The organism is Burkholderia anthina, from assembly GCF_902498995.1.
GTDB lineage: Bacteria > Pseudomonadota > Gammaproteobacteria > Burkholderiales > Burkholderiaceae > Burkholderia > Burkholderia anthina.
The window spans coordinates 155,822-178,307 of the sequence record NZ_CABVLY010000017.1; the positions used below are offsets into that span (position 1 = coordinate 155,822).

General features: G+C 60.3%; 15 protein-coding genes. 11 read left to right on the forward strand and 4 right to left on the reverse strand.

What is annotated here, in order from left to right; genetic code table 11:
• Positions 1-159: 159 nt before the first annotated feature.
• Both BME24068_RS21695 and BME24068_RS21700 read left to right on the forward strand, forming a co-directional pair.
• The gene (locus BME24068_RS21695) at positions 160-3,585 is read left to right on the forward strand and encodes a YadA-like family protein (protein ID WP_174927314.1); all 3,426 of its coding nucleotides are present in this window, start codon (positions 160-162) and stop codon (positions 3,583-3,585) included.
• A gap of 898 nt (positions 3,586-4,483) precedes the next feature.
• Positions 4,484-6,886, forward strand: a complete 2,403-nt coding sequence (locus BME24068_RS21700; RefSeq protein WP_174927315.1) for an ATP-binding protein — start codon at positions 4,484-4,486, stop codon at positions 6,884-6,886.
• Between the two features lie 20 nt (positions 6,887-6,906).
• Here BME24068_RS21700 and BME24068_RS21705 read toward each other — a convergent pair whose 3' ends face one another.
• Together BME24068_RS21705 and BME24068_RS21710 are read right to left on the reverse strand one after the other, a co-directional pair.
• Positions 6,907-10,302 carry a hybrid sensor histidine kinase/response regulator gene (locus tag BME24068_RS21705; protein WP_239007874.1) on the reverse strand — a complete coding sequence of 1,132 codons (3,396 nt, stop codon included), beginning with the start codon at positions 10,300-10,302 and terminating at the stop codon, positions 6,907-6,909.
• Between the two features lie 30 nt (positions 10,303-10,332).
• Positions 10,333-11,061, reverse strand: coding sequence for a response regulator (locus BME24068_RS21710; protein WP_174927317.1), 729 nt, complete (start codon positions 11,059-11,061; stop codon positions 10,333-10,335).
• A gap of 537 nt (positions 11,062-11,598) precedes the next feature.
• On the opposite strand from BME24068_RS21710, the gene BME24068_RS21715 reads away from it, so the two are divergent.
• Positions 11,599-11,892, forward strand: a complete 294-nt coding sequence (locus BME24068_RS21715) for an H-NS histone family protein (protein ID WP_162826164.1) — start codon at positions 11,599-11,601, stop codon at positions 11,890-11,892.
• Positions 11,893-12,285: 393 nt separating this feature from the next.
• On the opposite strand, the gene BME24068_RS21720 is transcribed toward BME24068_RS21715, so the two are convergent.
• Both BME24068_RS21720 and BME24068_RS35305 read right to left on the reverse strand, forming a co-directional pair.
• Entirely contained in the window at positions 12,286-13,251 is a 966-nt protein-coding gene (locus BME24068_RS21720; RefSeq protein WP_096500092.1) for a CgnE/CgnB domain-containing protein, read from the reverse strand.
• Between the two features lie 57 nt (positions 13,252-13,308).
• Positions 13,309-13,431 carry a hypothetical protein gene (locus BME24068_RS35305; protein WP_275404991.1) on the reverse strand — a complete coding sequence of 41 codons (123 nt, stop codon included), beginning with the start codon at positions 13,429-13,431 and terminating at the stop codon, positions 13,309-13,311.
• 554 nt (positions 13,432-13,985) lie between these two features.
• Here BME24068_RS35305 and BME24068_RS35550 point away from each other — a divergent pair.
• From BME24068_RS35550 to tssJ, 8 genes are all read left to right on the forward strand, one after another.
• Entirely contained in the window at positions 13,986-14,513 is a 528-nt protein-coding gene (locus BME24068_RS35550; RefSeq protein WP_096500090.1) for a fimbrial protein, read from the forward strand.
• Between the two features lie 76 nt (positions 14,514-14,589).
• Positions 14,590-15,378, forward strand: a complete 789-nt coding sequence (locus BME24068_RS21730; protein ID WP_420887546.1) for a fimbrial biogenesis chaperone — start codon at positions 14,590-14,592, stop codon at positions 15,376-15,378.
• Between the two features lie 85 nt (positions 15,379-15,463).
• Positions 15,464-18,181 (forward strand): fimbria/pilus outer membrane usher protein, encoded by a 2,718-nt coding sequence (locus BME24068_RS21735; RefSeq protein WP_239007866.1) that lies wholly within the window; start codon positions 15,464-15,466, stop codon positions 18,179-18,181.
• Between the two features lie 55 nt (positions 18,182-18,236).
• Positions 18,237-18,797, forward strand: coding sequence for a fimbrial protein (locus BME24068_RS21740; protein ID WP_239007867.1), 561 nt, complete (start codon positions 18,237-18,239; stop codon positions 18,795-18,797).
• 327 nt (positions 18,798-19,124) lie between these two features.
• Positions 19,125-19,661 carry a type VI secretion system contractile sheath small subunit gene (gene tssB / locus BME24068_RS21745; RefSeq protein WP_096500082.1) on the forward strand — a complete coding sequence of 179 codons (537 nt, stop codon included), beginning with the start codon at positions 19,125-19,127 and terminating at the stop codon, positions 19,659-19,661.
• A gap of 49 nt (positions 19,662-19,710) precedes the next feature.
• Positions 19,711-21,213: a type VI secretion system contractile sheath large subunit gene (tssC, locus tag BME24068_RS21750; protein WP_162826165.1), complete on the forward strand. Its 1,503-nt coding sequence runs from the start codon at positions 19,711-19,713 to the stop codon at positions 21,211-21,213.
• Between the two features lie 105 nt (positions 21,214-21,318).
• On the forward strand, positions 21,319-21,822 hold the full coding sequence (locus BME24068_RS21755; RefSeq protein WP_096500078.1) for an Hcp family type VI secretion system effector: 504 nt from the start codon (positions 21,319-21,321) through the stop codon (positions 21,820-21,822).
• A gap of 118 nt (positions 21,823-21,940) precedes the next feature.
• On the forward strand, positions 21,941-22,486 hold the full coding sequence (gene tssJ / locus BME24068_RS21760) for a type VI secretion system lipoprotein TssJ (protein ID WP_096500076.1): 546 nt from the start codon (positions 21,941-21,943) through the stop codon (positions 22,484-22,486).

A 22,486-nucleotide genomic window follows, 5' to 3' on the forward strand; every position in this document is an offset into this window, starting at 1 on the left:
TTGGCGTCGAGTATGTTTGTTCGTTGAGTATGCGAGCCCCGGAATTTTTCCATGCTGCTGAAGATTGGTGTGGTGGCCAGGAATTCTTGGGGCTTTGCGGACAGCGTTGCTATTTCTATATGGCAGATTAATTTTAATTGATTGTTGGTGATAAAGATTATGAAAGTGACGAAGCTGTTTTCCGCGATCGGTACGGTTTTTATCGTGCTGGGCATGCAAAATGCATCGGCTGAAAGCTCGCCGGTGGAAGTGCTCCCTCAAAGTGCGATCGAGGAAGACGAATCCGATGAGCGCTCGAAAAGGGATTCGAATGCAATAGAGGATGAAGGTGATTTGAATCGAATGACTGGTTCTAGAGCCGCTGGCGTTGCGTACGATTACGTGCTCGGCGATCGAATTACCATTGGCAACGGCGCGGTGGTTTCGACGGATCCCTCGGTCGTCTCGGGTGTGGCTATCGGCACGGACGCACGTGTTCTGGGCGATGGCGGCATCGCAATCGGGAAAGGCGCCAGCGCCGGTACGGGCTCGGGGATGGCGGACACCATCGCCATTGGCGGAAATGCAATTACGACCGGATATCAGGGGGTCGCGATCGGGGGAGGATCGTTTGCGGGTGGTTTCAACATCGCTTTAGGTGCCAAGGCGAAAGCGGATGGTACGGGCCCATCGATTGCGATTGGAACGAACGCGCTCGCGACGGAGTGGGACACGACGGCGTTGGGGGGCGAGGCACGAGCGACGGGACGGCGCAGTACCGCCATCGGTGCCAATACAACGGCATCAGGCGCATTCAGCGTTGCGCTGGGCAATTACTCGGTCGCTGATGAGGATTACACGGTATCGGTCGGTTCCGATACGGCCAAGCGCCGAATCGTAAAGGTTGCAGATGGAACGCACGATTACGACGCCGTCAACCTCAAGCAATTGAACGTGGTCGATGCGGCAGTGTCCGAGCTGGCGGTGGAGGCGACTCAGACGCAGCAGAAATTCAGTAGCGTCGATGCCGCCCTGAAGAAGCTGCGGGAAGGACAAGATGGCCTGTTGCAGACGGGCGTCTGGAGTTCCGACGTCGTGGCGCCCAATGCGAGCGGGAGCATGGCGCTTGCCGGCGGAAGCGGTGCGCAGGCGCTCGGCGCGTACTCGACCTCGTTCGGTACCGGCAGTATGGCCGCGCATGAGGCCAGCACGGCAATCGGCTATCAAAGTAGCGCGCGGACGCAGAGTCTGGCTGGCGATCATGCCACGGCCATCGGGGCATACGCCAACGCCGCGGGAACCTATACCACCGCGGTGGGTGCCAATGCCGCCGCGACGAAATACTATGCGACGGCCGTGGGCGCAGGCGCAAAAGCAAGCGGCGAAAACGGTGTTGCAGTCGGTGTGTTCGCAACAGCGCAGGGCTGGAACAGCGTAGCGCTGGGACATGGTTCCGTGGCGGACGGCGACAATACGGTATCGGTCGGCTCGTCGCTATTGAAGCGCAAGATCGTGAATGTCGCTGACGGCGTATTGAGCGCGGACAGTACCGATGCGGTCACGGGCAAGCAACTGAACGCGACGAACGCGAACGTGTCGTCGCTGGGTGATCGGGTGACGACGAATGTGGGCGATATATCGAATCTGAAAGGTCAGATAGCATCGAGTGTTTCGTACGACGATGGGCAAAAGAATGTGATCACGCTGGGCGGCACGAGTGGCACCGAACGCGCGACCGACCCGGTGCGGTTGAGGAACGTGGCCGATGGCGTGGAAGATCACGACGCCGTGAACCTCAAGCAATTGAAAGCGGCAGGGATTGTGGACGACGGCGAGGGCGGCCAACTGACGTCGCGGGCGGTTACGTACGACAGCGAGTTGAAGAATGCGGTGACGCTGGGGGGCGTGGATGCGCCGGATGGCGTGCGATTGTCGAATGTGGCGGACGGTGTTCAGGATACCGACGCGGTGAACCTGAAGCAACTGAGCGCAACGAACGCGAACGTGTCGTCGCTGGATGAACGGGTGACGACGAATGCGGGCGATATATCGAATCTGGAAGATCGGATGGCATCGAGTGTTTCGTACGACGATGCGCAGAAGAATGTGATCACGCTGGGCGGTGCGAGCGGCGCCGAGCCGGTGCGGTTGAGGAACGTGGCCGATGGCGTGGAAGATCACGACGCCGTGAACCTCAAGCAATTGAAAGCGGCGGGGATCGTGGACGACGGCGAGGGCGGCCAACTGACGTCGCGGGCGGTTACGTACGACAGCGAGTTGAAGAATGCGGTGACGCTGGGGGGCGTGGATGCGCCGGATGGCGTGCGATTGTCGAATGTGGCGGACGGTGTTCAGGATACCGATGCGGTGAACCTGAAGCAACTGAGCGCAACGAATGCGAACGTGTCGTCGCTGGATGAACGGGTGACGACGAATGCGGGCGATATATCGAATCTGGAAGATCGGATGGCATCGAGTGTTTCATACGACGATGCGCAGAAGAATGTGATCACGCTGGGCGGTGCGAGCGGCGCCGAGCCGGTGCGGTTGAGGAACGTGGCCGATGGCGTGGAGGATCACGACGCCGTGAACGTCAAGCAGTTGAAAGCGGCGGGGATCGTGGACGATGGTGACGACGGGCAACTGACATCGCGAATTGTCGTGTACGACGATGCGCAGAAAAACACCGTGACGCTGGGTGGGGGCGCGCGTAACGGTGCAGTTACCGTGACCAACCTCGAGAAAGGGGCGCTCTCGGCGAGCAGTTCCGATGCCGTGAACGGGTCGCAATTGCATGGCGTTGCATCCAGCATCGCGAGGATGATCAGCGCAGATGCGGTCGTCGGCGAAGACGGTAGTCTTATTGCGTCTATCGAGGTCAACGGCGATCGCTACAGGACGGTCGAGGACGCCATTCAGGCCGCTGCGGCATCGGCCGCGACGGACTCCATGGCGGTGAAGTACGACGACGAAAGCCGCGCGAGCGTCACGCTCGGCGGCACCGGGGCAACTGCGCCGATCGTGTTGTCGAACGTGGCGAACGGCGTGAACCAGTACGATGCGGTGAATTTCGGTCAACTGAGCGAACTTGCCAACAAGGTCGAGGGTGTACAGGATCGCGTGAGCATTCTTGAACAGGCGCCGGCCGGCGATTCGGGCGGTTCGGCCGGCGCAGGCGGTTCGATCGGCTGGGATCTCGATGCCGGCGGCGAGAAGATCACCAACGTTGGCAATGCGACCGAGAAGAGCGATGCTGTCAACCTGGGGCAGATGAACGATGCGATTCAGGCAAGCGTCGGCCTGCCTGCGGGAACGACGGCCAAGGACTACACGGATCAGCAGATCCAGGGTGTTCGCGGCCAGATCAACGACGTGTCGAAGAACGCATATTCCGGCATTGCCGCGGCCACTGCGCTGACGATGATTCCGGGTGTCGATCCGGGCAAGACGTTGTCGTTCGGTATCGGCGGCGCGACCTACAAGGGCTACCAGGCGGTGGCGCTCGGTGGCGAAGCCCGCATCAACCAGAACCTGAAGGTGAAGGGGGGTGTCGGTCTGTCGAGCGGTGGCAACACCGTGGGAATGGGTGCTTCGTACCAGTGGTAATGCAGCGAGGCGGCGGTTCGTGCCGCTTCCGCCCGCAAACGGGAGAGGGCTTCGGGCCTCTCCCGTTTTTCACATCCTCCAAACCGACGCGTGTTTCCCGTCTTCCCGACAGGCGTCCACGGTCGGCATGACGATGCGCTGATTGCCTCGACGAGGCGATTTTTCATAAGATTTTATGGATCTTATGAAAAATATACTTTTTAAATAACTCTATCCTGTGTGTAACGGTACGCTTGCACGTTGACGACGTCGGGTTCCGGTCTCGGCCGTCATGAAAAATGCCAGAAAGTGATGACGATTCCCGAACCGGAATCTTGTGACGGCGACGGGCCCCGAAATGTCTCCGGCTTGCATATTCCTTGCCGTTTTCGTGCAACGGGGAGTGCTTGAATGCTTTTCAATCGTATGAAGGAATCCGTTTGGACAACGAGCGGCAACCCATGCGGAAACCCGGATAGCGCTCGTGGAGTGGATCAACGCACGTGTCGCCCATCGACATTACGCTCGTCGTAGTGGGGGCGGTTGCCTCGGCGCGCTGTAACGCCCCGATCCGGCGGGCTTCGGCGTCGGCCGTTGTCGCTCGATCTGAATGATGGAGCGGCAAGCCGGAAGATTGAACGATGCACGGAATTTTTGCGGAACCTGAGAAATTCAGAGAAATAGAGTGGGCCGGATAATAGATTGAAATATTCAATTTCCGATGAGATCGACATCCCCGTCAATATTGGGGTTGTATGATTAAAAAATAACGTTACAGAGAGGAAGACGTGATCGTCGGAGGCTTGCTCTGGCGGTGGGTGGCCGGTCCACGTCGAACCAGGATCGACGCATGAGCCGCGCCGGGGCCGGCGCGTCGTTCGAGCGGTTCGGCGGCGAGATATGAAAAGGAGACAGGGGCATGCGTCACTGGATGAATCTTCCTGCCGGAAAAACGATCAGGTTACGCAGCCCGTTTGCCGTTGTTCTGGTCGTTGCGCTCGCGGCAGCGGCGAGCACGCCGAGGTTCGAGTCGCTGTTCAGTTCCTTCGATCAGTTGCACTTCGATGCGACGGCACTCGTGTTCGCGAATCGTAGTTCGGATCGTGTCGTGCTGATCAGCAAGGGGGAGGGGAGCCTGCGAGAACTGGGGCGGGAAAGCGTGTTCTCGCCGGCCACGAACGCTCAGTTGATCGATCGCCTGTCCGGCGCGGCCAGTATCGTGTTCGATATTCCGCTGCCTGCTCGAGAGCAATACGACGACACGTTTTTCGATGCCATCGCCCGCAACAAACGGGTCGTCGTCGGTCTTCCGTCGACGGATACCGACATGAGCGGCAAGCTGTTGCTGCCGCTGCCGGAGCCTGCGCCGGAAGTCGCCGCCGCGATTGGTCAGCGTGACGTCACGATCGGACATTACGGCGTCGTCACCGGCTTCGTACCCTATCGAACGATCGATAACCGGGTCTATCCGCATGTATCGCTCGAGGCGATCGGGGTGGCGGGGCTCGGCGGGATGCTGCCCGATTTTCACCGCTACGAATTTCTACAGACCACGGCGATTGGCAAGCGGCCCCGGCAATCGGTGCTGCTGATGCTGCCTCGCGTGAAATCGGTCGAAACCTATTCGTTCGCCGATGTCGTAAAGGGGCGGATTCCGACGTCGGCTTTCGACGGCAAGATCGTGTTCATCGGCCATGCGATCTATCGACCGTTGGGGGAATATAACGTCTCGTCGTTGAACGACTATGTCGTGAACGGTGCCCAGCTCGACGCGATGATCACGTCCGCCGTGCTCAACGACGATATCGTGAGCGAGATACCGCCGGTTTCGCAACTGCTGGTCGATCCAGTACTGGCACTGGGCATGCTGCTGATTTGCTGGCTGACGAAGACCCGCAACCTTCATACCTACGCGCTGGCCTGGGGCATCTGTATTTTCGCGACGTCGACCGTCTTGCTGGGCCTGTTTCGCGTTTGGATTCCCATTGGATCGGCACTTGCCATATGCGTGGTCGTCTACAGCTATTTCGCCTGGAGCCAACTGCTCGGCATGCATCGTTTGCTGCATCGCGAAATCAGTCGGCTCCGAGAGCTTTCGTCGAGCATCGGCGTCGTGCGCATGTCGGATGAGGATTCGCATGGCGCGATCGAGTCCAACCTGCTGGACGAAGTCAAGTTGGCCATGCAGCAAATCCGGGAATGGCAGGAGGCATACGTCGGCGTCATCAACATGCTGCCCTATCCGATCGTTCTCGTACGCGGCAGAAAGCTCGTCTTGTGGAACAACAGCGCGGCCGAGCTACTTGGCGAAACCGTGACCGATTCAGGCGGCATCCACGCAGGCGAAAAGCCGAAGCTGGAGGCCGTGCTCGAACAGTTCGCCGCGCAGGGGCTCGGCGAGGCGCCGGCGCAGGAGCGCGAGATGGTTCTGAACGACAGGGAGTACATGCTTGTCAACGTACCCTTCGCTCAGTTTTCGCCGTTGTCCGTGCAGGAGGACGCAGCACACCTGATATGCCTCGTCGATGTCGACGATCTGAAGAAATCGGTGACGCACGACCGGCAGGCGCTGCGCCATATCGCGCACGATCTGCGCAACCCGCTTACGACCATTCTTGCGCTCATCGAGCAGCAGAGCATCGGGATGCAGGATTCGCTGACGGGCGTGCATGACGAGAAATTCATGCACGACTTGAGGCGTCTGGTTGGATACAGTCTCCGAATGGCACAGGATTTCATGCAGCTTTCCCGGGCAGAAGTACTGGATCCGGCGACGTTCTCGATGGTGGATGTCGCCGACCTTGTCGACGAGGCGGTCGACCAGGTCGGCGCATTTGCCGAAGCCAGGTCGGTCCGGCTGGTGCTGCATCAAAAGACGGACGAGGCCATCTGGATCGACGGCAATCGAGACATGTTGCAGCGCGCGGTCATCAACGTGCTCGACAACGCGATCAAATACTCGACGGAAAACACGGTCGTCGATGTCACGCTGGAGCGTGACCCGCATCGTGCCGAAAGCCGTCATGTGCTCGTGCGCGTGGCGGATCATGGCATCGGCATTCCGCAGGAGGCGATTCCGCTCCTGTGCGAACCGTTTTTCCAGGTGGACGGCAAGCGCCGGGACGTTGCCGCCGGTGTCGGCCTCGGGCTGTCCTTCGTCCGAGCTGTGATCGGTCGGCATGGCGGCTCGATCTCGATCGAGAGCGAGGTCGGGCAAGGAACGTCCGTCGCGCTTTCGTTGCCGATCGCGACGGATTCCATTGTCGCCGGTGACGACGAGCCGGCCGGAACGGCGGCGCCGTCGTTGCCGAAAGCGCCCTGAGTGCCGTTTGTTCGGGCGGGTCACAGTGCGTCGACTCGTGCCGTCAGCGTGGCTTCGGCGCGCGCCCAGAGTCGCATGGCGACTGCCAGTCCTTCGGTGCGCGCGACATGCTCGATTTCGCCCAGCAGATCCGCGAGCGCGTCTTCCCGGAGCACGCGCAACGCCCCCTTGATCTTGTGAACGCGCCGCAGGACGGCGTCGACATCGTTTGCTGCCGCTTTGTCCCGGACGACGGCGCGGTCGGCCGGCCAGCACGCGGCGAACGTTTTCCACAGTTCCCTTTCCGGCAGGATCGCGCGCGGTGCCGCGGCATGGGTAGCTCGATGCATGGCGCGGCGATCGTGCGCCTGGCGGTCGACGGGGAGCAGCCTGACGAGCAGCGCGGCGAGTTGCTCGATCGACAGCGGCTTCTCGACGATCGCGGCGAAATCGTCCGATGCCGGCTGAGCGCCGGCGATGAGCGGAACGCTTGCGCTGACGAGCGCCACGGGTGTTGCCACGTTGATCTGTCGCAGGCGTGTCAGCAATTCGGTGCCGCACATGTCCGGCATGTTCAGATCGGTGAGAATCAGATCATAACGGTGATGCCGGCAGCATTCGATTGCGTCGACACCGTTCGGAACGTCGTCGACGTCATGGAAGCCGAGCGTACCGAGCTGTGTTATCAGTAACGTTCGGGCGACGTCGTCGTCCTCGACGACCAGTAGACGAGCGTGCCGCGCGCGAACCGGGCTCGGCGCGCTCGAGTGGCGAGGCGGCGGGGGGGCGATGCCGGTTGCCGTCGCGAGCGCCAGACGAAGTGCCGCGCGGGAGAGGGACGAGACCGCAATGCCTTCGTCCCGCGGTTCGGGCGCAAGCGGATAGGCGTCCGATAGCAGGACGATACCCGCGAGACCGCAATCTCGCGACCTCCGTATCGATTGTCGATCGACGTCGGCGATGTCGCTGCCGGCATGCGCATAGAGCAGAATGCGACCCCGGCCGTCCGTATTGGGCAAGGCGGCCGGCGTTACGGTTTCGGCGGCGACGCCCCAGCTCGCCAGCCGCGAAAGCAGCGCGTCGCGCCACGCGTCGTCGCCGCAGCACAGCAGCACGGAAAGCGCGAGAATCGACGTTGCGTCGCGCGGCACGGCTGCCGGAGACGCCGGCACGACGACGGGTATCTCGATGGAAAATGTGGTGCCGACGCCCGGCGTGCTCGCGACCCGGATGTCGCCTCCCATCAGACTGGTCAACCGCCTGCATAGCGACAGCCCCAGGCCCGTGCCGCCGAATCGCGTCGCGGTCGATTCGCCCACCTGCGCGAAAGGCTGGAAGAGCCGTTTCTGATCCTTTGCGGAAATACCGATGCCGGAGTCGATCACGTGCACGCAAAGTAGGCTCCGATTGCCGGCTCGGGAGAGCGTCATTTCCAATGCGACGCGGCCGGCCGAGGTGAACTTTGCCGCATTGTCGAGCAGATTCATGACGATCTGCTGCAGTCGCGAAGAATCCGAGATCACGCGCGCGGGCAGCGACGTATCCGTAAGCAGTTGCAGCTGCACGCCTTTGGCGGTCAGCGACGGCGAGATCGCCTGCGCGCAGGTTTCGGCCAGCTCGGTCGGATCGAAAGCAACATGCTCCAGCCGTAGTTCGCCGGCCTCGATCTTGGAGAAGTCGAGAACGTCGTTCAGCAGCCGGCGCAGCGCACCGAACGATTTGCCGATCGTGTCGACCAGCATGTGTTGCGGGGGCGTCAGTGCCTGCATCGAAAGCAGTTCGAGGTTGCCTAGAGCGGCATGTAGCGGCGTGCGAATTTCGTGACTCATGGTGGCGAGGAACATCGATTTCGCATTATTGGCTGCTTCTGCATCGCACTTCGCCGAAAGCAACAGCCGCTGCATTTCCCTGTCCCGGCTGACGTCGACGAGTCCGCACAGAATCACGTCCCGTTCGTCGTATCGCGTGGCGACGAAGGTGGTTCCGATGGTGACCGGCTTGCCGCCGCTCGCGCCGACAACGATTTCGCTACGCATCACGGTTCCCTTGGCAAGCGGCGATGTGTGAACGGCGCCCCGATATTCTCGAGCGAGCGAGCGATAGAACGTCTGGGCTGCTTCCGGGGATTGGGCCAGCAACTTGCTTGCAATCGCGTTCTGCAACACGATTTCGTGCGTATTCGCGTCCAGCACGCACAGTCCGATCGGGGCCATCCCGACGATGGTCCGGTTGAATGCCTCGCTTTCGTATACGCGCCCCATCTTGCGTTGCATGGGTGTCAGCACGGATTTATCGAACGCGAGGACGAATCCCCAAAGCAGGACCATCACGGCGGTCGCGGTCAAGGCGATAACCGCCAATTCGCCGTGCAATCCGAGCAGGATGGTCGACCAGTCGAACGTGTAGACGGCGACCCATTCGGGGCCGCGAATGCGTTGGGCGATCAGGAACGTATCGTGCGTCCGATAGATTTTCGGTTGATCGGCCGTTGCCAACGGCACGGCGAGTCGCGCCGTGTCGTTGAGCGCGAGATCGTTCTCGGCGCCGCCGGCCAAGACGGTGGCGCTGTCGCTTGAAAGCAGGAGAAACCCCGGCGCGGTGAACTGGTCGTCGAGAAAGAACGACGAGAAGTCGGCAAGCTTGATGTCGTACCCGAAAACGGCGACGTGTTTGTTGTCGTCCTTGATGAACGCGCCGTATTGAATCGTTTGCTCTCCGGTCAACGGTGAGCGATGCGGCCTGGTCCACGCGATGGGAGCGTGCTGTTTGGCGAGCGCCTCGCGAATGTCGGCGGTTTCCGCCATTGCGAGCGCATGTCTTTCCTCGTATGGATGCTTGCTTAGGGCGGTGATTGCGTCGAACGCGGGATAGAACGCAAAGATGCGCGCCTCGGTGTCGAAGACGAAGTTTCCTTTCTTTACGCCTCTGGCGGTCGCGCGGACGCCGGGCGACAGCGACGCGGCATGCACGAGGCTCACGATTCGCGCCGCATTCGTGCGAAAGTAATCGGCGTCGGCCGAGACAAGCGTATAGGGCAATGCGGCGAGGTCGCCTTTCGTGACGGTCATGCCGTGGTCGCGTGCGAGCAGCCCCGCGTACTTGTCGAGCAGCGGGTGCATCGTGTTGGCGTTGACATGCCACGATTCGCGACCTTCGTGTTGCAGCACGATGCCTTGAAGATGGGATTCCGCGAGTTGAACGGCCGCCTGCACGTTATTGCGCTGATTGACGAAGGTGCTGCGCTGATCGTCGATGAAACGGTCTATGCGTGCATTGACGGAAACGGCGATCGCGATGAATATCGCGATGGTCAGCATGGCCGCGCCACCGTACAGGATAGTGCGTTGATAGGCGCCGGTAATCTCGTGCGCATGCCGCCCGTCGCGCCTGACACGCGCGATCGGGAGGAGAAGCATCCGGGTAAGCAGGGCAAGCATGGTCGTCAAGCGCTGTCTGGCAGGCGTGCGTCAGAGGATCTTTCTGACGGCGTCGACCAATGCCTGATTGGTCGAGACGCCGAGCTTCTTCATCGCACTGGCTTTCTGAGTGGTGATGGTCTTCCGGCTGCGATTCAGCCGCGTTGCGATGTCGGCGACCGTCATGCCTTCTTCATAGAGTCTGACGACCTCGAGTTCTCGCGCGGAAAGCGCTTCACGCGTCGGTGCGCGCAGCGGCTTTTCGAGCATGCTGAACAGGAACGAGCTCGCGATCTGCGTATCGATATGGGTCTTGCCTCGTACCACGCTGAAGATGATGCGCGGCAGTTCGTACAGATCGTTGCTCGTTTTGCTCAGGAATGCGGATACGCCGCGCTGAATGATGTGTCTCAGCAGGTATTGGTCGTCGAGCATGGTGAGCAGAACGATTCTGACGTCCGGATGCGTGCGCCTGATCCGCTCGATCATTCTGAGACCGTCGGGTTCCGGATCGTCGTCGAACGAGTAGTCGCATACCAGAACGTCGCATGCCTGCTGTTCAAGCTGCCGCATGATCTCCGAGACTGTATGAACTTCACCGACGATTTGAAGCGCGGACGATTGTTCGAGTACGTAGCGGACGCCGCGTGTGACGACGGGATGGTCGTCGGCAATGATGATCCGGATTGGGGACCCGACGTCGCCTGAGTGTCTGGCGGCGCCGCGCTCGCGTGTTTTCTCATCAGTTATACGAAATTCTTCAAAATCCCGGGATTCCATGGAAGGCTCTTGGCAATGGGTTGATGTTAACCGCGAAGATGCCGACATCCAGCGGATTAGGCTCGCATTGTTCGAGAGGCCGCAGTGCATATCAACGATCATTGAAGAAATCTGAAAAGAGGCATGTGGCGGCGTCCTTCGCGGGAAGGTGGAACCGGTTGCAATCGAACATTATTTGAGGATTCGGGCCGCTCGCAAATAGGCTGATGCCTCGTCGATCGGTAGGCCGCGGCTTGTTTCCGGGTATTCGGCTCAACTCCGTTGAGGATTCTTTGTGATTGTTTGAGCGTCGGTGTGGAGCGCGCGAAGATTCGACGGCCATGACGGGTTTGCACGTCGTGCGGGCCGTTTCCGAGGACGGGATCGGCTTTGGGCCGGCGGCATTTGGGATTCGGCTGAATGAGGTGGCGCGGCGCAGATCTTAAGATGACGAAACCGCCTTGCCCGGACCGGAACGGATGCAAAGTATTTTGGGAGGACCGACGGGCGGAGCGGGAAAAATGTCCGCAGTCGATCTTGATTCTAGAGGGAGGAGAAATGACCGAACTGCAATCGCTTCTTCGCGAGCTTGAAGCCCTCGATGAGAAAATCGAGGCGATATGTCGTGCCGAGCGTGCCATGGCGCTGGCCAACGTGCGCGAAATGATTACGAGGCAGGGGTTTACGCCGCGGGAAGTATTCGGCTTCGGCAGTACCTCGCGCACGAAGCTGTTCTCGGTGCGTCAGAAATATTTCAATCCGAGAACCGGCGAGACCTGGTGCGGACGCGGCCGCGCGCCGCAATGGATTCGCGACCAGCCCCGCGAGGCCTATTTACTGGAGCAGGATTGACTCGACCAGCGCGCGTCGCCGGCTCGGGCGCAACGACGCACTCGGTGCGCTCGGGGGCTGTGGCCCGGGTGCCGCGAGGATGGAGAAGGCGGTCGGGCGCGATGCCGCGTCCGGCCGCCGGACATATTCGAGCGCCCGAGAAATCGAGGCGAATGCCGAGCCTCATCGAACACGCTGCGTCGAAATGCGGGGAGCGGGCCTGATGCGTTGGCGTAAAGCGACTTCGCCGGTCAACGCGGTGTATTCGCGATCGAGCGGTGCCGCGTAGCGCGAGCAGGAACGTATCGAAGGCCCTGTAGCGAGCCGGCAGCCACGCTGCACGCGAATTGTTCGCAGCCTCGGTGATGACGGCTTCAATCGAAGTATCGGCGGCTACACCGAATATCGAACGTATCATTGGTCCTCGAAATGAAAACGGCCGTCGGCGAACACGATCGTATCGTCGAGTTCGATTGCGCCGGCGGAAAAAATCAGGTCGAGGTGGTGGCTACCCGGTTTTCCGCCGCCGAGCCCGAGATGCAGGCCGGGATGCCGCTCCTCGAAACCGGCATTGCGACCGTACAGGCGCTTGATCCCGAGATTCGTACCGATGCCGAACTCCTCGATCCGGCGGTGATTCGCATGCCGGTCGAGGTAGGACGCGAAATCCCGCGCGAATCCCGCATCGTCGCTATCGAAGTCGACGATCGTGCTGTGCTCGATATGCAGCGTCGCGAGCTGCTTCGTGACCTTGTACTTGATGGCGAAGGGCGCGGTGCCGAGAAAGGTGCCGCTGAATACGATCGACCCGTGCAGGTCGTTCACATGCGTCGCGATTTCACCGGGTACGACATCGAGGTTGCCCATCCCGTCTACGCTCGTCCATTTCTGGAACGGCACGAGCGACCCCGTCAGGGGATTGCCGGCCTCGTCGATAAAGCGGATTCGCGAGGCGCGTCCTGCCGCGTCGATCAGCCGGCGATTGCGTGCGGCGATGTCGCCGAGCGGTTCGGCGAACGCCTCGTCGAGATGCCGACCATAATCCTTGAATAGCACCGACTTGTTCCAATGCGTGGTGATCGTGGGGCGGATCGCGGCGAGAAACGGCGGCCCGCCCGGAGACGGCGTCGGCAGGCACGACGAATCGTATAGCAGCACGAACAAATCGGCGTGTTCCAGTGCAGTGACGATGTCGGCCGGCGGCGTGTTGTCGAGGCAGAGAAAGCGTGCGTCGAGCGGCGCAGGAAGGGCGGAAAACGCCCGCAGCGCGATATCGCGATTGCGCAGGTCATAGCCGATCAGCAGTGTTTTCGCTTTGCCGCGTGCGAGCGAAGCGCGTAGCGCGGGATGAAAGCTGAGCGCGGTGTGCAGGTTCAGCATAGGGACTCCGGAAGAGGCGGAAGGGCCGTGGCCCTTCCACGACGAAGAGCGGCCTGATCAGACTGCCCAGAGCGCGGTGCCGAACGGCACCACGGCATCCTCGACCATCATGTCGATGGCCTCGGGGTGCGTGTCTTCCTGCATCCAGTCGAGCAAATCGATCTGCTGGTTTTCCTGCATGTCAACTCTCCCATGATGAACACCATTTCACGCGAATATGCGGAAACCATTTCCGCACCTATTGCCCATGATCTTTCCGGCAGATGAGCAATCACCGTCGATACTAATGAGCAGATTGATCGCGTGCAATGCATTGAAAAAGGCGCATGCAAATATCGCTGAACGCGGGCGAGCCATATAAATGGCGCCGGGCGCCGATCACGGATGTGTCGACGCGGATGGCAGGGGCACGCGAAATAAGTATCGGCCTGCTTTGCGTTGGGGCATTGGCTGTATGGGGATTTGCCGAAACATGGACGCCGACTGTTCCCGTTGTCGACATTGACGAAGACGTCGGCGATGTCGGGTCTTCGATCCGCTTTCTTTGCGATTCATCGACAGGACATGACGGCCACGCGTTCCGGATGGGGCGCCGATTGTTCTTCAATTTGGGTGATCGCCCATTAACGGAGAGAGGGGCGGGTGACAGAATGTGCCCACCTTTGCGAGCCGGGATGCATGAGGTTTCGCGAAGGGCTGTGTACGTGAATCATGTGAAAAGAGGAGTTAAATTGATGAAGGCGCAAGTCATGGGGTTGATGTTCATGGTGGCGGGAATCTCCGTTGCACCGGCGGCTTTTGCAGAGGGTACGGGTAAGGTTACGTTCAACGGTAAGCTTATTCAGGAGACCTGCAAGATCAACGCGGGCGACGAAGACAAGGTCGTCACGTTGCCGCAGATCTCCACGCAGTCTCTGACTGCGGCAGGTCAGACGGCCGGCTCCACGATGTTCGATATTTCCGTTTCGGAATGTCCGGCTGGTCTGAACCTGGTGGCGGCTCACTTCGAAACCGCCCATATGGACCCGGATACGCGTAATGCGACGAACCAAGCGCCGACGGCAACTGCGGCGGGTCTGGTGCAAGTGCAGCTGCTGGATCGGGATGGCACGACGCCGATTCTGCTCGGTAGCTCGGGTGCGCCCGTCGCGATCTCGGGTGGTGCCGCGAAGATGAGCTACGGCGGTCAGTACTTTGCGACCGGCCAGACCACGCCCGGCGATGTGATGGCTGTCGTTAACTATACGTTGGCCTATCAGTAACGTTCGGCGTTAGGGGTGATCGGGCTGTTCTTTTCGTCATGAGGGGATGGCCCGACTCCGCGTCGGGCGGCCGGCTATGAAATCGATTCGTGTGCATTCAATGAAGTCTTATATTTTCGCCATTGCTACGGCGGTCTGCTGTGTGGTCGGGGCGGCGCAGGCGGCTGTCACGATTACCGGCACGCGCGTCATTTATCCCGCTCAGAGTCGGGAGGTCAGCGTTCGCATCAATAATTCCGCGGATCAGCCGGCCCTGGTTCAGGCATGGTTGGACGAAGGCGATGTTTCCGCCGCGCCGAACAAGATCAAGGTGCCGTTCGCGCTGTTGCCGTCGGTGTTTCGCGTCGAGCCTCGCAGGGGGCAGGCGATGCGCATCATGTTTACCGGTGGCGACATGCCGATGGACCGGGAGTCGGTCTACTGGTTGAACGTGCTTGAAATTCCTCCCAAGCCGAAAGTCGTGGATGGTCGCAACATGATTCAGTTCGCGTTTCGTACGCGGATCAAGATGTTCTACCGGCCGGCCTCGCTTCAGTCGGACCCGACTGCGGCGCGCGATCGGCTCAAGTGGCACGTTACGTCGAATGATGGAGGCGAGCGTGTTTTGCGGCTTGAAAACCCGTCGCCCTATTACGTCTCGTTCGGCAAGGTCGAACTGAATGACGGCGGCGGAAAAGTCGTCGCACTGAAGCCCGATATGGCGCCTCCGTTCGGCTACGTCGATTTCGTTCCTCAGGCGGGCAGGCTCGATGTCGAATCGGCGGCGAGCGTTTCTTATACGGTCCTGAACGATTTTGGCGCTGAAGTGAGCGACTCGGCACAGATGGGGCGTGCCGGGACAGTGGATGAGAAGGGTAACCAATAGGTTTGGCGGCAGCATGTGCGGTGTGCAAGGTAGTGGTGAGGATGGTCGGTCGGAACGGGGGCGCGTGCCTTTCCGGGCGCACTCGATGGCCCGGGCGGTGATCGTCGCGATGGGGTGCTGGGCATTCCAGGCCGGTGCGGACGAGATTGCCGAGTTCCCCGAGTCGACGTCGGTGAAGGGGCGCATGCCTGGCGAGACGCAGTCGGAGGCGGCGAGCGGAAGCGGCGGGGAGGGTGGCGAGACCCCGAAGGCGATGATCTTCAATCCCGCGTTTTTTACGGGCGATGTCGCCGATCTTTCCCGTTTTACGCATGGCAATCCCGTTGGTCCGGGGCAATATCCACTTGACGTATTCGTCAACGGCAAGGGGCGTGGGTACTTCGACGTTCTGTTTCAGGCGGTGCCGGATTCGGAGAGTGCGGCACCGTGCTTCACGCTGTCGGATCTCGATCGGCTGGGCGTGGATGTCGGCCGCGTGACCCGGCGATTCGAAGGTGCCGGCGACGATGTCGCAATCGCGCAGTCGTCACGCTGCATTCCGCTTTCCGAATCCGTGCCGGGTTCGATCGCGATGTTCAACACGGCCGATCTGAAGCTGGACCTGTCGGTGCCTCAGATCGAGTTGCGCCGGGAAGCCACGGGATACGTCGACCCCGCGCGCTGGGACGGCGGAGTCGACGCAGGCTTCGTGCAATATAGCCTCGCCAGTTATGCGAGCCGCCAGAACAACGGCGGCGGGGATCTGGGCAGCGTATTTCTGGGTCTGCAGGCTGGCGTCAACGTCATGGGCTGGAGGCTTCGGCAATGGTCGACGGCGGACTGGTACAACCGGTCGGCAGGCATGCGCTGGCAGAGCGTCGCCCTCTTCGCGCAACACGATGTGACCGCGCTCAAAAGTCAGCTGACGATCGGTGACAGTTCAACGACCGGCGATGTCTTCGACTCGTTCAATGTGCGCGGCATTCAGCTGTCCAGCGACGATCGCATGTTGCCGGATTCGATGCGTGCGTACGCCCCCATTGTGCGCGGGGTGGCCGATACGAACGCACTCGTCACGGTTCGGCAGAACAATGTCGTGATGACCGAGACCAGCGTGCCGCCCGGTCCGTTCGAGCTGAGCGATCTTCCGGCGACCGGCTATGGCGGGGATCTCGAGGTGACGGTCACGGAGTCGGACGGTCGCAAGAAAACCTTTCTGGTGCCGTTCGCATCGGTGCCGCAACTGCTGAGGCCGAGCGTATCGCGCTTCAGTCTGGTCGCCGGTGCCTATCGCGACATAACGACGAACATCCATCCGTGGGTCGTTCAGGCCGTCTATCAGCGCGGCTTCACGAACTTGCTGACGGGTTACGCAGGTGGACAGTTTTCCGCAGGCTACTGGGCTGGTCTGGTCGGCGTTGCTTTCAATACGTCGCTGGGGGCCGTCGCGCTCGACGTGACGACGGCCGGCACGCAGGCGCCGACTCAATCGGGCGGGCACCCTGGTTACAGCATGCGGATAAGCTACAGCAAGCTCGTTCCGGGCGTAAGGACGAACATTTCCGTCGCGGCATACCGTTATTCGACCGACCGGTTCTACAGTCTGCGCGATGCGATCTATGCGCGACACGGCGCAGTGGGCATCGAGGGACGTTACGATTACCGGATGCGAAGCCGGCTGCAGTTGAACGTCAATCAGCCGGTAGGAAAGGCAAGCTCGTTTTATGTATCGGGCAGTTCGCAAAACTATTGGAGCGGAGAGCGCGGCTATGACCTCCAGTATCAGATCGGCTTCAACAGTATGGTCCGGCGTGTGTCCTATTCGTTGTACGCAGCGCGTGCACGCATCCAGGACGGCCGTACCGATACGCAGATCGGCGCGAATTTCTCGATCCCTCTCGGCTGGGGGAGCAGCGTTGCGAACACGCATCGTGCGTTCGACTATCTGACGACCAATCTGTCGCGCGGTTCCGAGGGCGACAGCGTGATGCAGATTTCGGCGTCGGGCAATACGACCGGTACGACGCCGGTCAACTACGGCATCAATGCATCGCGCGTCGCGTCGGGCGATAGCCGGACGGCTTCCACGGGCGGCTATCTGATTTATCGCGCACCTTTCGGCACCTACAACGTCAACGCGTCGATCGGGAACCGGACACGCCAGGCGGCGTTCAATGCCGATGGCGCGATGGTCATGCATGGCGGCGGCGTGACGCTGAGCCCGCCGCTCGGCCAGGCCTTCGCGCTCGTCGAGGCGAAGGGCGCGAAGGGCGGACGGGTCATCAACGGCCAGGGCGCGCGGATCGATCGTAATGGTTACGCGGTGCTGCCGTCATTGACGCCTTACCGGATCAACACGATCGCGCTCGATCCGAGCGACGTGCCGCTGGAGGTCGAACTGGGCAATACCAGCGAGGAAGTCGTGCCGCGGGCCGGCTCGCTCGTGAGGGTGCGGATCGCGACCGTTCAGGGTACGCCCGTGTTCGCCGATATAGCGGACCGGACGGGCAATGCGTTGCCGATGGGGACGGAGTTGTTCGACGAATCAGGGAAGTCTGTCGGTGTTGTCGGGCAGGGAGGCGTTGCCTATTTGCGCGGTCTCGAGAAGCAAGGGAAGCTGCAGGCCCGCTGGGGGGACGGCGAAAATGAACAGTGCTTGCTGACCTATGCCATGCCTGATGACGAGGAGGCGAGCCGGCGCGAGACTTCCGGCGTCGTTGCCCGGATTCCGATGGAGTGCGATCCAGTGTCGGCTACGCCTCGATCGGTCGAGCATGCGACGAATCATGCGTCGGGAGCGGATGTTGCCGATGCATCGAATTGACGAAAGCAGTCCCGGGAATGGAACCGGAAACGGTATCGGCAGCGGAGGTCGGGGAATGAAAAACACGGGAAAGGGCGGACGGATGTCTCGCGCGCGGCTCGGACTAATTGCCGGTGCGCTGCTCATGCCGTGCGTCGTCGACGCGCAGTCGTCGCCTTCGGTGAGACTCGATTTCACAGGGAACTATGTTGCATCGACGTGCGAGATCGTCGGCTCTCCGGACATGACCGTGACGTTGCCGACGGTGTCGACGCAATCTCTGTCGACATCGGGCGCTACGGCGGGCGACACGGTTTTCACCCTCACGGTGCGATGCGAGGGCGGGATACCGAATGCGCGTATCTACTTCGAAAGCGGCACGTCAACCGATCCGGCAAGCGGCCATCTGAATCCGCAACCTGTGCCCGGAGAAACATCGGCGACCCATGTGCAGGTGAAGCTGGCGAATGCCGACGGCACGCCGATCAAGGTCGGCGATCGCAACACGATGCAGATCGTTCCCATTACGTCGATGAATCCGACGCCGGTCAACTTCATCGCGAGCTATTACGCGACGGGAAAGACCACAGCCGGCGTGGTGAGCACCTTCGTGACCTACGTGATCGAGATGCCCTGATTTCCGCGGTCGACTCGTGATTTGCCGACGTGCCGGACCGGTGCCTCGGTGTGGCCGCTCATCGAACGATTCGCTTTCGTCGGGCATCACGTCATGCCCGACGGCCCCGGCAGGCCTCGGTAGAAAGTATTTTCTATTTATATAGGTATGCAGATTATTTGAATGTTGTGTTCGAGAGGATTTTTCCCACTCGAATCCGGATTTGGGCCGGCGCCCATGTTCGATCCGGCGCGTCCTGTCTAGCATTGAGTATTGAAGGATGCGAAATTTTATTGTGTTTTGTTGCCATTCCTACCCTCTTTGAGCGATTGATGTCCCGGAGCACTCATGTCCGTTTCCAATAATAGTTCTCAAAAATTCATAGCGCGTAACCGCGCCCCCCGCGTCCAGATTGAATACGACGTGGAAATTTACGGCTCTGAAAAGAAAGTCGAGTTGCCGTTCGTGATGGGCGTGCTGGCGGATCTGTCGGGCAATCCGGCCAAGCCGCTGCCGCCCGTAGGGGATCGCCAGTTTCTGGATATCGACGCCGACAATTTCGACGACCGGATGAAAGCCGTGGCGCCGCGCGTCGCGTTCTCGGTGCCCAATACGCTGACCAACGACGGGCAATTGATGGTCGACATGACGTTCGACGGCATGGACGACTTTTCCCCGGCCGCGGTAGCCCGAAAGGTCGGCGCGCTGGCCCAGTTGCTCGAGGCGCGCACGCAACTCGCCAACCTGCAGACATACATGGACGGCAAAGCCGGTGCGGAGGGCCTGGTCGGTCAGTTGCTGAAGGACCGGACGCTGCTTGAGGCGCTGGCGAAGGCGCCGAAGCCGCAGGCGGAGGCCGCCGAGGCTACGGCGAGCCAGGATTGAATATCGTCGTGCGCCATAGCTGATAAAACCGTATCAAGAGAGAGAAGTCATGATCGAAGTTCAACCCGTGACCGGTGACGAAGCGATACTGGGCATGGCAAGTCAGTCCGAATTCAACGCGCTGCTGTCGCGTGAATTCAAGCCGAAGACCGAGCGCGCGCGCGAAGTCGTGGAAGGTGCGGTTCAAACGCTCGCGCAGCAGGCGCTGTCGATGTCGTTGACGCTATCCGACGATGCATACAAAAGCATCGAGTCGATTATCGGCGAAATTGATCGAAAGTTGTCGGAGCAGATCAACCTGATCCTGCATCACGAGGAGTTCCAGCGCCTGGAAAGCGCATGGCGCGGTCTCCACTATCTGGTTTCCAATACCGAAACGGACGAGAAGCTCAAGATCCGATTCATCGACGTGTCAAAGGAAGAGATGCGTCGCACGATGAAGCGGTTCAAGGGCATGACGTGGGACCAGAGCCCGTTGTTCAAACAGATCTACGAAGAAGAATACGGTCAGCTTGGCGGGGAGCCGTACGGTTGTCTCGTTGCCGACTATCACTTCGATCATACGCCTGCGGACGTCGATCTTCTGGCATCGATCGCGAAGGTCGCCGCGGCGTCCCATGCGCCGTTCATCACGGGTGCTGCGCCGTCGGTGCTGCAGATGGATTCGTGGCAGGAACTTGCGAACCCGCGCGACCTGACGAAGATCTTCACCCAAAACCTCGAATACACGCCGTGGAACACGCTTCGCCAATCCGAGGATTCGCGTTACATCGGTCTGGCGATGCCGCGCTTTCTTTCGCGTTTGCCGTATGGCATGAAGACGAATCCGGTCGACGAATTCGGCTTTGAAGAGGCGACAGACGGATCGGATCACCGTAAGTATGTATGGTCGAACGCGGCCTATGCACTCGCCGTCAACATCAACCGTTCGTTCAAACAGTACGGCTGGTGCACGCTGATCCGCGGTGTTGAAAGCGGCGGCGTCGTGGAGAACCTGCCGTGTCATGCATTTCCGACGGATGACGGCGGCATCGACATCAAGTGTCCGACCGAGATCGCGATTTCCGACCGGCGTGAGGCGGAACTCGCGAAGAACGGCTTCATTCCGCTGGTGCATCGCAAGAATACCGATTATGCGGCTTTCATCGGCGCGCAGTCGCTGCAGAAGCCAGCCGAATATTCGGATCCCGAAGCAACTGCGAACGCGAATCTTTCGGCTCGCCTGCCCTACCTGTTTGCCTGTTCGCGTTTCGCGCATTACCTGAAGTGCATCGTGCGCGACAAGGTCGGCTCGTTCAGCGGGCGCGACGAAATGCAGAGATGGCTCAATAAATGGGTGATGAACTACGTCGACGGCGATCCGGTGAATTCGTCTCAGGAAATCAAGGCTCGTCGTCCGCTGGCTGATGCCGAGGTCGTGGTCGAGGACGTCGAGGGAAGTCCGGGCTATTACCAGGCCAAGTTCTTTCTTCGTCCGCATTTTCAACTTGAAGGATTGACGGTTTCGCTCCGCCTTGTCACGAAGCTGCCGCTCGCCAAAGGCGCAGCGTGATGCTGCGCCCGATTGCCGGATGATTGAGCGGCGGACAGGCGCTCATTAAATATGCCTGATTCCATTGAGTGGTTTTGAAATCAACCTTGTATTAAGGAGTAGTTCATGGCAGCAGATGCATTCATCAAGATCAACGGCATCATCGGCGAATCGCAGGATAGCGAGCACAAGGACGATATCGAAGTTATGGACTGGAAGTGGAGCATGTCTCAGCAGTCCAACATGCATGCCGGAACCGGCGGTGGTGCCGGCCGAGCGAAGATCGACGACCTGATCTTTGTGCACCACATCGATCGTGCGACGCCGAATCTGGCGGTCAAGTGCGCGAGTGGCGAGCACATCGACCAGGCAACGCTCTACGTCCGTCGTGCTGGTAAGGACGCACAGGAATACGTGAAGATCAAGATGACGGACGTTGTGATTACGTCGGTGAACATGCTCGGCAAGCGGGAAAGCAACGGTCGCTACGAGGACGATCGCCTGGCAGAAGAAGTGAGGCTGTCGTTTGCCAAGTTCGAATACGAGTACACGCCGCAAAGCCAGAGTGGTGCGAGCGCGGCCGCGATTACCCGCTCGTACGACATCAAGGCAAACAAGGCGAACAGCTGAGTCGCTGGCATACCCTGAGTCACGCTCGATTCATCCGTTTCGGTTGAGTTGAGTCACGAACGCCGATCGCGACGTTAAGCGTCGCGATCGGCGTGCACGATATTTCCGATTATCTCGAATGGTTTCGAACTTCTTGTCACGTTTCTCGACAGGGTTGCGCATTTTCGGCGGTCTGGTCGTTTTAAGCATGGTCGCTGGGTTGGGTGCATGCGGCACCGCGTCGAGCCCCGTCGCCAAGGAGCAGGTGAATCTCCGGCTGAGAATGACCGCAAGCGACGGCGTGAATCCGAACGAATGGGGCGCGGCCTCGCCCATTCTGGTTCAGGTTTATGAGCTGAAGTCCGCAACGGCCTTCGAGACGGCCGACTATTTCACGCTGCAGAGCGATGATCGGAAGGCCATCGCGAACGATGCGCTGGTCGTCGACGAGTTCATCCTGAGGCCGGGTGAAGTGCGGGACGTGGTCCGCAAGTCGGCATCGGCCACGACGGCGATCGGCGTGCTGGCGGGTTACCGCGATCTCGGGAAATCCGTCTGGCGCGCCGTGTATCGATTGCCTGTCGCTCCAGATGCTTCGTGGTACAGAGCGGTCATTCCTGATAAGACACAACAGTTGCACGTGCGGTTTGACAGGAACGTCGTTTCGATTTCGAAATCAGAATAA

What these genes read in the sequence shown, in the direction of transcription:
- BME24068_RS21700 (WP_174927315.1), top strand. Translation starts at nt 4,484, where the DNA reads ATGCGTCACTGGATGAATCTTCCTGCCGGAAAAACGATCAGGTTACGC.
- BME24068_RS35305 (WP_275404991.1), bottom strand. Translation starts at nt 13,431, where the DNA reads ATGCAGGAAAACCAGCAGATCGATTTGCTCGACTGGATGCAGGAAGAC.
- BME24068_RS21735 (WP_239007866.1), top strand. Translation starts at nt 15,464, where the DNA reads ATGGCCCGGGCGGTGATCGTCGCGATGGGGTGCTGGGCATTCCAGGCC.
- BME24068_RS21720 (WP_096500092.1), bottom strand. Translation starts at nt 13,251, where the DNA reads ATGCTGAACCTGCACACCGCGCTCAGCTTTCATCCCGCGCTACGCGCT.
- BME24068_RS21695 (WP_174927314.1), top strand. Translation starts at nt 160, where the DNA reads ATGAAAGTGACGAAGCTGTTTTCCGCGATCGGTACGGTTTTTATCGTG.
- BME24068_RS21715 (WP_162826164.1), top strand. Translation starts at nt 11,599, where the DNA reads ATGACCGAACTGCAATCGCTTCTTCGCGAGCTTGAAGCCCTCGATGAG.
- tssC (WP_162826165.1), top strand. Translation starts at nt 19,711, where the DNA reads ATGATCGAAGTTCAACCCGTGACCGGTGACGAAGCGATACTGGGCATG.
- BME24068_RS21710 (WP_174927317.1), bottom strand. Translation starts at nt 11,061, where the DNA reads ATGGAATCCCGGGATTTTGAAGAATTTCGTATAACTGATGAGAAAACA.
- BME24068_RS21730 (WP_420887546.1), top strand. Translation starts at nt 14,590, where the DNA reads ATGAAATCGATTCGTGTGCATTCAATGAAGTCTTATATTTTCGCCATT.
- BME24068_RS21755 (WP_096500078.1), top strand. Translation starts at nt 21,319, where the DNA reads ATGGCAGCAGATGCATTCATCAAGATCAACGGCATCATCGGCGAATCG.
- BME24068_RS35550 (WP_096500090.1), top strand. Translation starts at nt 13,986, where the DNA reads ATGAAGGCGCAAGTCATGGGGTTGATGTTCATGGTGGCGGGAATCTCC.
- tssJ (WP_096500076.1), top strand. Translation starts at nt 21,941, where the DNA reads ATGGTTTCGAACTTCTTGTCACGTTTCTCGACAGGGTTGCGCATTTTC.
- BME24068_RS21740 (WP_239007867.1), top strand. Translation starts at nt 18,237, where the DNA reads ATGAAAAACACGGGAAAGGGCGGACGGATGTCTCGCGCGCGGCTCGGA.
- tssB (WP_096500082.1), top strand. Translation starts at nt 19,125, where the DNA reads ATGTCCGTTTCCAATAATAGTTCTCAAAAATTCATAGCGCGTAACCGC.
- BME24068_RS21705 (WP_239007874.1), bottom strand. Translation starts at nt 10,302, where the DNA reads ATGCTTGCCCTGCTTACCCGGATGCTTCTCCTCCCGATCGCGCGTGTC.